This window comes from Pseudooceanicola sp. NS-SX9 (assembly GCF_057380705.1).
Genome location: NZ_CM170818.1, coordinates 2,164,580 through 2,176,880, shown reverse-complemented (window position 1 = coordinate 2,176,880; position 12,301 = coordinate 2,164,580). Strand labels below are relative to the sequence as shown.

General features: G+C 64.9%; 14 protein-coding genes. 3 read left to right on the top strand and 11 right to left on the bottom strand.

The genetic code is table 11. The features are described 5' to 3' along the window. Positions 1-3 precede the first annotated feature (3 nt). The gene (locus AC2ITM_RS10415) at positions 4-1,044 is read left to right on the top strand and encodes a patatin-like phospholipase family protein (RefSeq protein ID WP_486466580.1); all 1,041 of its coding nucleotides are present in this window, start codon (positions 4-6) and stop codon (positions 1,042-1,044) included. Here the strand turns inward: AC2ITM_RS10415 and AC2ITM_RS10410 are convergent, their stop codons facing one another. Further along, on the bottom strand, positions 1,045-1,731 hold the full coding sequence (locus AC2ITM_RS10410; protein ID WP_486466579.1) for a DUF502 domain-containing protein: 687 nt from the start codon (positions 1,729-1,731) through the stop codon (positions 1,045-1,047). It abuts the gene before it with no gap. Between the two features lie 109 nt (positions 1,732-1,840). Further along, positions 1,841-2,734: a PfkB family carbohydrate kinase gene (locus AC2ITM_RS10405; protein WP_486466578.1), complete on the bottom strand. Its 894-nt coding sequence runs from the start codon at positions 2,732-2,734 to the stop codon at positions 1,841-1,843. Positions 2,735-2,946: 212 nt separating this feature from the next. On the opposite strand from AC2ITM_RS10405, the gene rpsB reads away from it, so the two are divergent. Together rpsB and tsf are read left to right on the top strand one after the other, a co-directional pair. Beyond that, positions 2,947-3,717 carry a 30S ribosomal protein S2 gene (rpsB, locus tag AC2ITM_RS10400; protein WP_486466577.1) on the top strand — a complete coding sequence of 257 codons (771 nt, stop codon included), beginning with the start codon at positions 2,947-2,949 and terminating at the stop codon, positions 3,715-3,717. Positions 3,718-3,797: 80 nt separating this feature from the next. Then, positions 3,798-4,673, top strand: a complete 876-nt coding sequence (gene tsf / locus AC2ITM_RS10395) for a translation elongation factor Ts (RefSeq protein WP_486466576.1) — start codon at positions 3,798-3,800, stop codon at positions 4,671-4,673. A 433-nt stretch (positions 4,674-5,106) separates the two neighbouring features. On the opposite strand, the gene AC2ITM_RS10390 is transcribed toward tsf, so the two are convergent. From AC2ITM_RS10390 to AC2ITM_RS10350, 9 genes are all read right to left on the bottom strand, one after another. After that, a complete protein-coding gene (locus tag AC2ITM_RS10390) occupies positions 5,107-5,862 on the bottom strand; it encodes a LuxR family transcriptional regulator (protein ID WP_486466575.1) in 756 nt (251 codons plus the stop codon). Positions 5,863-6,122: 260 nt separating this feature from the next. Beyond that, the gene (locus AC2ITM_RS10385) at positions 6,123-6,467 is read right to left on the bottom strand and encodes a hypothetical protein (RefSeq protein WP_486466574.1); all 345 of its coding nucleotides are present in this window, start codon (positions 6,465-6,467) and stop codon (positions 6,123-6,125) included. A gap of 68 nt (positions 6,468-6,535) precedes the next feature. Then, positions 6,536-6,922 carry a response regulator gene (locus AC2ITM_RS10380; protein WP_486466573.1) on the bottom strand — a complete coding sequence of 129 codons (387 nt, stop codon included), beginning with the start codon at positions 6,920-6,922 and terminating at the stop codon, positions 6,536-6,538. Between the two features lie 3 nt (positions 6,923-6,925). Continuing rightward, positions 6,926-7,798 (bottom strand): CheR family methyltransferase, encoded by an 873-nt coding sequence (locus AC2ITM_RS10375; RefSeq protein ID WP_486466572.1) that lies wholly within the window; start codon positions 7,796-7,798, stop codon positions 6,926-6,928. Continuing rightward, positions 7,795-8,253: a chemotaxis protein CheW gene (locus AC2ITM_RS10370; RefSeq protein ID WP_486466571.1), complete on the bottom strand. Its 459-nt coding sequence runs from the start codon at positions 8,251-8,253 to the stop codon at positions 7,795-7,797. The genes AC2ITM_RS10375 and AC2ITM_RS10370 overlap by 4 nt, the downstream gene beginning before the upstream one ends. Further along, positions 8,246-10,405 (bottom strand): chemotaxis protein CheA, encoded by a 2,160-nt coding sequence (locus tag AC2ITM_RS10365; RefSeq protein ID WP_486466570.1) that lies wholly within the window; start codon positions 10,403-10,405, stop codon positions 8,246-8,248. The genes AC2ITM_RS10370 and AC2ITM_RS10365 overlap by 8 nt, the downstream gene beginning before the upstream one ends. A gap of 11 nt (positions 10,406-10,416) precedes the next feature. Next, on the bottom strand, positions 10,417-10,782 hold the full coding sequence (locus tag AC2ITM_RS10360) for a response regulator (RefSeq protein WP_486466569.1): 366 nt from the start codon (positions 10,780-10,782) through the stop codon (positions 10,417-10,419). Further along, positions 10,773-11,054, bottom strand: a complete 282-nt coding sequence (locus tag AC2ITM_RS10355) for an STAS domain-containing protein (RefSeq protein ID WP_486466568.1) — start codon at positions 11,052-11,054, stop codon at positions 10,773-10,775. The genes AC2ITM_RS10360 and AC2ITM_RS10355 overlap by 10 nt, the downstream gene beginning before the upstream one ends. Before the next feature lie 233 nt (positions 11,055-11,287). Beyond that, the gene (locus tag AC2ITM_RS10350; protein WP_486466567.1) at positions 11,288-12,247 is read right to left on the bottom strand and encodes a methyltetrahydrofolate cobalamin methyltransferase; all 960 of its coding nucleotides are present in this window, start codon (positions 12,245-12,247) and stop codon (positions 11,288-11,290) included. Positions 12,248-12,301 lie beyond the last annotated feature (54 nt).

Below are 12,301 nucleotides of genomic sequence, written 5' to 3'. Positions count from 1 at the left end.
GATATGACGATCAGGATCAACCTGGCCCTGCAGGGCGGGGGCGCCCATGGCGCCTATACCTGGGGCGTGCTGGACCGCCTGCTGGAGGAGGAAGACATCGAGATCGCCGCGATCTCGGGGACCTCGGCAGGGGCGATGAACGGGGCGGCGCTGAAGGCGGGCTGGGTGCGCGGCGGCCGCGCGGGCGCGCGCGCGGCCCTCGATGCCTTCTGGGGCGAGATGAGCCTGGTGCGCGACGGCGGCCTGTTCGGCTGGATCATGTCGGGCATCCCGGTGCCGGGGGTGCGCCAGATCGGCATGGCGGCGGAATATTCGCTGATGGGGCGGACGCTGGACGTTCTGTCGGCGGTCAGCACGCCCTATGCCTCGGGGCCGTTCTATGCCAACCCGCTGCGCGCGGTGGTCGAGCGGCTGAACTTCGACGAGGTCTGCCATGCCCAGGGGCCGCAGCTGTTCGTCAACGCCACCAAGGTGCGCGACGGCAAGATCCGCGTCTTTGCCGGCGAGGAGGTGACACCGGATGCGCTGCTGGCCTCGGCCTGCCTGCCCACCGTGTTCCGCGCGGTCGAATTCTACGATCCGCAATCCGACCGGGTCGAGGCCTTCTGGGATGGCGGCTATACCGGCAACCCGGCGCTGTTCCCGCTGTTCGACCCCTCGCTGCCCGACGATATCGTCATCATCGCCCTGAACCCGCTGGAGCGCGACGAGCTGCCGATGCTGCCGGACCGCATCCAGAACCGGATGGCCGAGATCAGCTTTAACACCACCCTGCTGCGCGAACTGCGCGCCATCGAATACGTCAAGCGGCTGTTGTCTTCGGGAATGGTCACCACGGCCGAGAAGAAGGACGTGCTGATCCACATGATCGCCGATGACGAGATCATGCGCGACCTGGGATCGGTGACGAAGGTGTTTCCGTCCTTCGGCCTGCTGGAAGGGTTGAAAGCGGCGGGGCGGGCCTCGGCCGAGGGGTTCCTGACGCAGCATCGCGATGCGCTTGGCAAGCGCTCGACCGTCGACATGGCGGCGATGTTCGGCTGATCAGCGCCCGGCGCCGCGGGCCGGTTTCGTCGGATCCTTCGGGTTCGGATAGACCAGGCCCGCGGAGATGATCAGCTTGGCCGCGTCCTCGATCGACATGTCGAGATAGGTCACGTCCTCTTCCGGCAGGTACAGCAGGAACCCCGAGGTCGGGTTGGGCGTGGTCGGCACGAAGATCGACATCAGCCGCGATCCGCCCGGGGCGCGCAGGGCGATCTCTCCCTTCGCCTCGGTCGAGACAAAGCCGATGGCCCAGATGCCCTTGCGTGGATATTCCACCAGGCAGGCGCGTTCGAAGCTGCGTTCGGACTGGGCAAAGACGGTCTCGGCGATTTGCTTGGCGCCGGAATAGACGGTGCGCACGATGGGCATGCGGTCCACCAGGCTTTCGCCGTAGCGGATCAGAGACCGGCCGATCAGCCCCTTGGCGACCCAGCCGATGATCACCGTGAAGACCAGGAAGAAGATGATGCCGACGCCGCGCAGGTTGATGCCGATGTAATGTTCGGGCTGGAAGCGTTCGGGCACCAGCGGCAGCACCACGCCGTCGATCCATCCCAGGATCGACCACAGCACCCAGATCGTCAGCGCCACCGGCAGGATCACCACGATCCCGGTCAGGAAAGAGGACCGCAGCCGGGCCAGAAGGCCGTGACGGGGATGCGGGGTGGGGATGTGATCGTTCATGGGTCTGGGGCGCCGGAAGCAGGAGGAGGACGGATCTCCGCAAGGTAAGGGGTGCGCCCGCCTGCGGCAATGGGCGGCGGCCGGGAATATGGCCACCGCCTGTTGGGGGTCAGAGCGGGTTCTGCCCCGAAACGTAGCGTGCGGCGGCCTGCAGGGCCCGGCGCAGCGCCTCTTCGCGCGGCGCGCCCTCGGCCTCGGCGACGATATGGGCGGCCATGAAGGTGTCGCCCGCGCCGGTGACGCGCGTCACCATCACCTTGGGCGGGGTCAGGGTGATCGGCCCCTCGGCGGTGGCATCGCAGGCCGACTTGCCGCCATCGGTCACCAGCGCCCGCCGTGCGCCCTTGGCCAGCAGCCCCAGGGCCGCGCTTTCGGCATCGGGGAAATCGGTCGCGCAGAGCAGCCCGGCCTCTTCCAGGTTCACATAGAGCAGCGCACCGGGATGGCGCAGGAAGGGCCGCAGCCGCAGCGCCTTGCCGGGCGAGGCCGGCGCCACCCGCAGATCCGCCTGCGCGAAGGCGGGCGAGGAGGCGATTTCCTCCAGCAGGTGCAGCGTCAGGTTGCCATCCAGCGCCACACGCCCCGCGAAGGGCTGATCCAGCGTGCCCAGCGGGCCTTCGGTCAGCGGCCGCAGGATCTTGGCGCCGGCGGCCTCAAGGGAATGTGCGTCGGCAATGGCGGCGATCAGCCCGTTGGCGCCCTCGACCGCCATGTAGCGGTCGGTGGGCAGGTCCTCCGAGCGGTAGATATGGCCGCAGTCCATGCCGAGGTCCCGGCACGATTGCACCAGCTCATCGCCCTCGGGGTCGCGGCCGATGGCGGTCAGCAGGGTGGGCTTCATGCCGAAGCCCGCCAGCGTCATGGCGATGTTCATGGCCACGCCGCCCGGCAGGCGCGTGATGCGGCCCGGCACGTCGGCGCCGCGCTCCATGTGGTTGGGCGAGCGTCCGATGATGTCCCACAGGACGGCGCCGATGCAGAGGATGGTGGAATCTTGGCTCATGCGCCATCTGTGCCGGGGTCCGGGCGAAAGGCAAGGGGCGCCTTTGCGTCTTTTGCCCGGCCGGGGTTGCCAAGGCAGGTCCCGCCGTGTAAAGGGGCGCCACTCAATCCCGCAGGCGGGGTCGGGCCCATGGGGGAGACATCCCCATGCGTCCACCGGTTGACCATCAGGTTCACACCCCCGCCAAGGCGCAAACCGGAAAGGTAAAGACCATGGCTCTTCCCGAGTTCTCCATGCGTCAGCTGCTTGAAGCTGGCGTGCACTTCGGCCACCAGACGCAGCGCTGGAACCCCCGCATGGGCGAGTTCATCTACGGCGCCCGCAACGGCATCCACATCCTCGACCTGACGCAGACCGTTCCGATGCTGGACGCGGCGCTGAACGTCATCCGCGAGACCGTTGCCAAGGGCGGCCGCGTGCTGTTCGTCGGCACCAAGCGTCAGGCCTCGGGCCCGGTCGCCGAAGCCGCTGAAAAATGCGCTCAGTACTACATGAACCACCGCTGGCTGGGCGGCACGCTGACCAACTGGAAAACCGTGTCCCAGTCCATCAACCGTCTGAAAGAAATCGACGAGAAGATGGAAGGCGGCGCCGAAGGCCTGACCAAGAAAGAGCGTCTGGGCATGGAACGCGAGCAGGCCAAGCTGCAGGCGTCGCTGGGCGGCATCCGCGAAATGGGCGGCATTCCCGACCTGCTGTTCGTGATCGACGTCAAGAAAGAGGCCCTGGCCATCCTGGAAGCCAAGAAGCTGGGCATCCCGGTCGTCGCCATCGTCGACACCAACTGCTCGCCCGAGGGCGTGGACTACATCATCCCCGGCAACGACGACGCGGCCCGCGCGATCTCGCTGTACTGCGATCTGGCCTCGCGCGCTGCGCTTGACGGCATGACCGCACAGCTGGGCGCCGCAGGCGTCGACGTTGGCGAACTGGTCGAAGGCTACGAGGAAGAGCTCGCAGCTGCCGAGGCAGAGCAGGCGTAAGCCGTCCGTTCGTTACAGAAGTGTCACCGGCCGCGTGCTAGTCGCGGCCGGAACCCTATTCAGACGTAAGGAGATCCCCCATGGCGATCACTGCTGCACAGGTTAAAGAACTGCGCGAAATGACCGGCGCAGGCATGATGGATGCCAAGAAGGCTCTGACCGAGACCGATGGCGACATGGAAGCTGCCGTTGACTGGCTGCGCACCAAGGGCCTGGCGAAAGCCGCCAAGAAGGCCGGCCGCACCGCTGCCGAGGGCCTGGTTGCCCTGGCCGTCGAAGGTGGCAAGGGTGTCGCCGTCGAGGTGAACTCGGAAACCGACTTCGTTGCGAAGAACAAGGACTTCCAGGACATGGTGTCGACGATCGTCGGCGCAGCCCTGACCGTGTCCGACATCGAGGCGCTGAAAACCGCAGAGGTCGGCGGCAAGACCGTTGACGCGCTGATCACCGACAAGGTCGCCACCATCGGCGAGCACATGACCCTGCGCCGCATGGCGTCGCTGGAAGGCGATCAGGTCGTGTCCTACGTCCACAACGCGGCTGCCCCCAACATGGGCAACATCGGTGTTCTGGTCGCGCTGAAGGGCTCGAACGAAGAGTTCGGCCGTCAGGTCGCGATGCACGTCGCCGCTGCCAACCCCGCCTCGCTGGGCGAAGCGGATCTGGATCCGGCCCTGGTCGAGCGCGAGCGTTCGGTCCTGACCGAGCAGGCCCGTGAATCCGGCAAGCCGGAAGCGATCATCGAGAACATGATCAAGGGCCGCATGAAGAAGTTCCTCGGCGAAGTGACGCTGCTGGGCCAGGCCTTCGTGATCAACCCCGACCTGACCGTCGAAGCGGCCGCCAAGGAAGCCGGCGTCGAAGTCGTGGGCTTTGTCCGTCTGGAAGTCGGCGAAGGTATCGAGAAGAAAGAAGAGGATTTCGCCGCAGAAGTGGCCAAGGCCGCGCAGGTCTGATCCTTTCGACATGTGGAAGAAGGGCCAGAGTTTCTCTGGCCCTTTTTTCATGCCTGACAGGTCTTTGCACGGCAAAGGCAAGGCTGTGGAGGCGCCGGCCACTGCGGGTTTTCGGAATGGAAAAACGGTGCCGGCTGGACGGGCCGGCACCGTGACGGTTGGGGAGGATCTTCTTGGGGATGCGAAACCTCCCGCCGATGAAGCCGTGCCTGCGGTCGACCAATAGACCGCCATGCCCGGCATCCGGTTGCCCGGTCGGAACCCGGGGCCCTGATAATGTCGGGGCGGGATCCTGTTGTTCCATGGCCAAAGGCCATCACTCAGGGAACGGCCCTGATATGCCAATTCGACGGTCCTTCGAAAAGTAAGGGAAACCTTACCATGAGGTTAATGGTAAAAGGGCAATCTGCGGTTGACAAACCTGTCCGGTCGGTCAGGCATCCAGGATGAACATCTGGTTCAGGAAGGCCGCTTTCAGCACGGCCTGGGCGGTGGTCTCGACGTTGAGCGTGTCACGGGCCAGGCGCAGGTGCTTTTCGACGGTGGCCGGGGTCAGGCCCATCAGCAGGGCGATGTCCTGTGTGGTCTTGCCGTCGCCGACCCATTGCAGCGCCTCGCGCTGGCGGCGCGTCAATTCGCGGGCGGCGCTGTTGTAGGGCAGGGTCAGGATCTTCAGATGCGCGATATTGTTCAGGATGATGATGTCGCGGCCGTGCTCGTGCCACATGGCATCGATCTGGTCCTGTGTCAGGTCGGGCCGGGCCGTCAGGGCGATCGCCCCCTTGGTGCGCGGCGACAGCGATTTGAACGACACCGAATAGCCGGCAGTGACCTGCATGGAGCGGTTGAACTCGATCACCTTGCGCTCGCTCTCGGTGATCGTCCCCGAGGCCAGCATTTCGGCCAGGATCTTCCAGGAACAGGCGCCGTCATTGTCGAGCGCCCAGCGGACCATCGGGGCGTGGAAATACAGCCCGTTGCCCAGGAACCCGTCCATATACTCCTGGGTCTGGTTGGTCAGGATGACGAAATCTTCGGGATCCCCCAAAGACGTGGCGGTCCGATAGCGGGTATAGCCGTAGATCAGCCGGTCAAAGCCGTATTCGGCCATCCGCGCGCAATGCACCGCCCAAAGTTCCTCGATGGAGGGCGCATTGATCAATTGCTCCAGGTCCTCCCGATGGGTCATGGTGCCGCCTCTCATGCTTCGGAAACCGGAGGTGGTCTTGCCGGGGTCGTCGACGGGACCGCGTGCCATCCTCGGACTTGGTGCTATGCCGGAACGGCCCGACTGTCGATATGGTCCTGGCCCTGCCAGAAAGGCACGGAGGCGATCTGGGGCCGAGGGGCCACAAATCCCCCTCGGTATGCCGCCTGAAGCACGTAAAGGCCCGATCCGGCGGCGGCGGGCCTTGGGATCGGGCATTTCGAAAGCGCCCGCTGGCTGCGCTACCAAAGGTCAGGTATCCCGCTTTCTCCATCCTCGTCCCGTTCGGCCAGGGGGGGCGGTGCGTCGCGCAGCAGCATCGAGATGCTGTCGCCCATGTCGACACTGGCCCGCAGCCGGCTGCGGCTAAGGCTCTGCCCTGGTTTCCAGGTGAAAAGAGGCCCGAATTCGGTCAGCATCCCTTCCATATCCTTCAGGGACTGGCGCATGTAGTCGATACGCTGGAAGGACAGGAAGGCGTCCTCGGTCAGCGGCTTGCAGGAACACAAACTGGCAGAAAGCGCATCCTCCAGTCCGGCGGTCAGGCCGCGCAGGCTGGCCAGTTGCCCGACGAGAACCTCGGCCATTGCTGCCGCCTCAATGTCCAGACTGTCCGAGGGCTCGTCCTGCGGGGGACCTTTCGACGGGGCCCGCATCACAGACGCCCGACGACCGCTTCGATGCAGGCCCTCAGATCGTTTGGCTCGAAGGGCTTTTTCAGGAAGTTGTTCATGCCCAGAGCACGGCCCTTGTCAATGATCGCCTTGTCCGCCTTGCCGGTGATCAGGATGAATCCGACCCCCTTGGTCTTGGCGCCGGTGCGCAGTGCATGCAGCAGCTGCAGGCCGTCCATGCCGGGCATGTTGAAGTCCGAAATCACCAGGTGCACGGGCTTGGTCTCAAGCTCTTTCAGGGCCGAGGGGCCATCCGAGGTGCTGGCGACATTGCGGATCCCGAAAGCGTCCAGCGCCTGAGTAATCAATCCCCGGCTTGTGGACATGTCGTCCACCACCATGATTCTGATCTGATCTCTCAGGGCCATGTATCAATCCTTCCGGGAAGTGAGAGGCGTGGAACCGGCCACGCGATAGGCCGTCATTCCATTGGGTTCGAAGAGAGGAAGCGCGGCATCCGAGATCCGCTCGGAATGCCCGAGGAAGATCCAGCCTTCGCTGGTGAGCCTTTGCCGGAATCGCGGCCAGAGGGAGGCCTGGGTATCCGCGTCGAAATAGATCACGACGTTCCGGCAAAAGATGGCATCGAACTGGCCTTTCATGGGCCAGTCGCGCAAGAGGTTGAGTTCACGGAAACGCACCAGACGGCGGACATTGGGGGCGACCCTGAAGTGATCGCCTCCGGCAGATTCCAGGTAGAGCTTGCGCATCGCCTCGGGCACGCCGGAAATCTGCTGGCTGCCATAGGTCGCGGCCTCGGCCTTTTCTAGGATCGCCGGGTCGATATCCGTGCCGAGGATCAACAGGTCTTTGCTGGCCAGTTCCGGGGCGGCGGTCAGTAGGCACATGCCGATCGAATAGGGCTCTTGCCCGCTGGAGCATCCGGCAGACCAGATGCGGATCTTCTCGCCCGCGCGCGCCTTGCGCAGCAGCACTGGCACCAGCTTTTCGCGCAGGATGTCGAAATGGTGAGACTCGCGGAAAAAGTGAGACACGTTTGTCGTCAGCGCCGAAATCATCTGTCGGCGTTCCTCTTCGCCCTCGGGCGAAGAGACCAGCTTGCAGTAGCTCTGATAATCCGGCTGCCCGCTGGCAATCAGCCGCTTGCGCAGCCGGGATTGTACCATTGTCATCTTGCCGACCGGCAAGACCAGACCGGCCTCGGCCTTGGCAAGTGCCGAGAGCGTGGCAAAGGATTTGTCATCCATCACCATGGCCGAGGTGTCGGTTGCAGAAGGGCTCATGCGGCCTCGTCGCTGCGGCTGGGCACCACGGCCGCCAAGTCGAGCACGCGGATCATCCGATCATCGATGACGGTCAGGGCACGTACCACCGACAACTGTGGATCCGAGGAAATGTCGGGCGGGACCTGCAGGTCGTCCTCTGTGATGGCGACGATGTCGGATACGGCATCGACGAGGAGGCCGGTCAATGTCCCGTTCATCTTCACGACGATGATCACATTGCGGTCATTGGTTTCCTGAGACGGAAGGTTCAGCCGTCGCGCCAGGTCCATCACCGGCAGCACTGTGCCGCGAAGGTTGATCACGCCACGCATGTAATCCGGGGCATGGGGCATTGGCGTGGTCCGGGTCCATCCTCGGATCTCGCGCACCGACATGATGTCGAGGGAATATTCCTGGTCGGCGACACGGAAGGTCAGCAGCTCCAGGTCACTGGTCTGGCCATGTTCACTCATTTGCGGTCATCCTTTCCGAGAACATGAAATCCGAGCCGCGCATATGCCCCATGCCGGCGATGACATCCGCCGGATCGAGGATCAGCGCGATCTGCCCGTCGCCCAGGATCGTCGCGGCGGCGATGCCGGGGGCGCGGTAGAAGCTGTCGTCCAGGCCCTTGATCACGACCTGGCGCTGGTCCTGGATGCCATCGATCACAAGGGCGGCACGGCTGCCGTCCTCCAGTGAGATGAGCAGAACGATACTGCCCTCGCCGGTCTTGCGGGTGCTGCGGTAGCCCAGCATCATCCCCAGATCATAAAGTGGCACGAAACCGCCGCGTACCCGCACCACATAGGCGCCAGGGCGTAGCATCTGAACGTCGTCGGGGCCCAGAGAAAGGGTTTCCACCACCACGTTCAGCGGCAGGACCAGCGTTTCGCCCGCGACATTGACCACCATCCCGTCGAGCACTGCAAGAGTCAGCGGCAGGCTGATCGAAAACGTCGTGCCCTTGCCCGGTTCGGAATTGATCGAGATTCGCCCCCCCAGGGACTGGATCGAGGTCTTGACCACATCCATGCCGACGCCGCGACCGGAGAGGTTCGACACCTTGCTGGCAGTCGAAAATCCTGGCAGGAACAAAAGGTTGTCGATCTCACTGTCGGAAAGCTGCGCATCGGGAGAGATCAGGCCCTTGTTCGCGGCAATCTCTTGCACGCGGGGACGGTTGATGCCGGCGCCGTCGTCGGCCACTTCAATGATGACCCGGCCAGAGCGATGCGCGGCCGTCAGGGTCACGGTGCCGGCGCGGGGCTTGCCTGCGGCCAGGCGCTTGTCTGCGGTTTCCAGACCGTGGTCGACGGCATTGCGGATCATGTGGGTCAGAGGGTCGGACAGACGTTCGATCACGGTCTTGTCGACCTCGGTCGCCTCGCCTTCGGTGACGAAACGGACATCCTTTTCCACTGCGGCCGAGGATTCGCGGACGATCCGGGACATGCGCTGGAACAGCGACTTCACCGGCTGCGCGCGGATCATCATCACCGAATCCTGGATGTCCCGGGTCAGGCGCTGGAACTCCTCCAGCCCGTTCATCGCATCGGAATGCGGCGACAGGCCAGCCTCGTCGAGGCTTTGCGACAGCATCGCCTGGTTGATCACCAGCTCGCCCACCAGGTTCACCAGCCGCTCGATCCGCTCCAGGTCAACGCGGACCACGGATTTGGCAGCGGCGGCATTCTTGCGGTCCCCTTCGGCTTCCTTGCCGGACTCTGCAGGGGGGGGCGCGACGCTCTGTGCGGTGGGTTGTGGCGGCGGCGCCACTGCCGGCGCGGCGGCCGCAGCCGGCTTGGGTGGTGGCGGTGCGGTCTCGATCGGCTGCGGCGGATCCTCCGGGGCGGGGCCCGGCAGGCCATCGCCGCTGATCTCGACCTCGCACAGGCCATCGACGAATTCGAAAATATCGCGGATCTCGGGTTCCGAGGCCTCGGTCTCGAGATCAATGATCCATTGCAGATAGGGGGTTTCCGGCGCCAGCTCGGTCAGCGGCGGCAGCTCGGACATGTCGCAGCTTACCTTCGCTGTCCCCAAGCCCGCCAGGTTGCGCAGCAGCATCTGCGGCTCGTTGCCGGTGGCGAACAGCTCCTGCTCGGGCTTGAAGCGGACGGTGAAGTGGTTCAGCACCGGCCCCGCGTCGAGATCCGGCAGATCCAGCGACAGGCTGAGCCCCATCGGTGTGAAATCGGCGGACGACACCTCTTCGGCGGCCCCTTCGTCGCCCAGAAGCGCATCCAGGCGCGACAGCAGCTCTTCGCTGGTTTCCTCGGGCAGGGGCATGTCGTCGCGGCTGGCGCGCACCAGATCCGACAGCTGGTCTGCGGCCAGGAAGAACAGCTTCATCGCCTCGCTGTCGGGATGCAGCGATCCGTTGCGCACTTCGTCCAGCACGGTTTCGTATCGGTGGGCAAAGCGGACCAGCGCCTCTAGGCCGAAGGCCCCGGCGCCGCCCTTGATCGAATGGACCGCGCGGAAGACAACGTTGATGGTTTCCGGATCCTCGGAGCCATCGTCAAGCTCCTGCAGGCCATCCTGCAGCGCTTCCAGCAATTCCTCGCATTCAATGAAGAACGAGGCGCGGATTTCTGCCATCGGGTCATTCTGATCGGACATCTGCCTCTCCTCTAGCCGGCGACCATGTGCAGCGCCTTGACCAGCTTGGCCGGATCGAAGGGTTTGACGATCCAGCCGGTGGCCCCGGCCTGGCGGGCCCGCATCTTCAGTTCGGGCGCGCTTTCGGTGGTCAGGACCAGGATCGGCGTGGCACGATGCGATTCCTGGTCGCGCACCGCGTCAATGAAGCCGAAGCCATCCATGCGCGGCATGTTGATGTCGGTGATGATGGCATCGGGTTCGATGCCCTGCAGGACCTCGATCCCGTGCACGCCATCCTCGGCCAGATGCACGGTGAAGCCTGCGGGGGCCAGCGCCATGCGGATCATGTCCCGCATGGTGCGGCTGTCGTCGACTGCCAGTACTGTCAGGCCCATTCCCGACCCTCCGCCACGGTTTCGGGGGTAAAGCCCATCTGGGCCATCTGTTCCACCAGGCGGTCGGTCGCATGGAGGATGGTCATGCTGTGGCCAGCGGCGCGCAGCGAGCTGGCGGCGGACAGCAGCACCTGAAGGCAAAGTGCGCCGAGATGCGTCACCTCTCCGGCGTCGATCTGCAGGTCCGCGTCGAGGTGCCCGCGCAGCGTATCCGCGAGGGGCCCGGCGGCTGGAAGATCCAGCTTGGGGGGAAGGACCAGCGGCGCGGTCATGGGCACCTGCTCCGGGCAAGCGGGCGAAGCGAAAGCATGCCAGACTCCAATTGTTCCTATGCGTCGATAGGGTGATAGAGCGCGGGCCGTTAAGACGAAGTTACGCGGCAAGGGCGTTTCGCTCGGTTTTGAGTGAAACTGCCGGGTGGGGTTGCACCAACACGTTGCCGGAAAAGAAAAAGCGCCGGTCGGAAGGTCCGGCCGGCGCAGCGTTTTCAGAGCGGATCCAGGGATCAGCCGCGGCGGCGGCGACGCCCGCCCCGGCCACCGGCCGCGGCACCGGCGGCCTGCGCGGCCTCGGCAAAGCTGGCGCCTTCCTTCATCGCATCGGTGATGCGCGAGAAGCGGATCCACTCGCCGCCGTTCGGATCGTGATTCATCAGCAGGTTGGCGGCCTTGATCGCCTCCATCTCGCCGTGGCGGGTGGGGTTCATGATCGCCGAGGTCATGCCCGCTCCGATCGCCATCGGCAGGAAGGCGGCGCTGACGCCATGGCGCGAGGGCAGGCCGAAGCTGATGTTGGAGGCGCCGCAGGTGGTATTCACGCCCAGTTCCTCGCGCAGCTTGCGCACCAGGGCAAAGACCTGCTGACCGGCGGTGGCCATCGCGCCCACCGGCATCACCAGCGGGTCGACCACGATGTCATGGGCGGGAATGCCGTAATCGGCGGCGCGCTCGACGATCTTCTTGGCGACGGCAAAGCGGACCTCGGGGTCCTCGGAAATGCCGGTATCGTCGTTGGAAATCGCCACCACGGGAACGTTGTATTTCTTGATCAGCGGCAGCACCAGCTCCAGCCGGTCTTCTTCCCCGGTGACGGAATTGACCAGCGGGCGGCCCTTGGCGACCGCAAGGCCGGCCTCCAGCGCACCGGGAACCGAGCTGTCGATGCACAGCGGCACGTCGACCAGCCCCTGCACCAGCTCGATCATCTGGCGCATCAGCGGCGGCTCGGTCTCGTTCGGGTTCGGGTTCGAGTTGTAGACCACGCCCGCATTGATATCGAGCACGGCGGCGCCACAGGCGACCTGCTCCAGCGCGTCGCGTTCCACGGTCGAGAAATCGCTCGCCTCCAGCTCGGCCGCCAGTTTCTTGCGGCCGGTGGGATTGATGCGTTCGCCGATGACGCAGAAGGGCTCGTCAAAGCCGATGGTCACGGTCTTGGACTGGGATTCGAGGACGGTGCGGGTCATGTCTGATCCTTCTGAGGCGGCGGTTGGCGTCAGGGTATGACGGGCGCGGCGCCG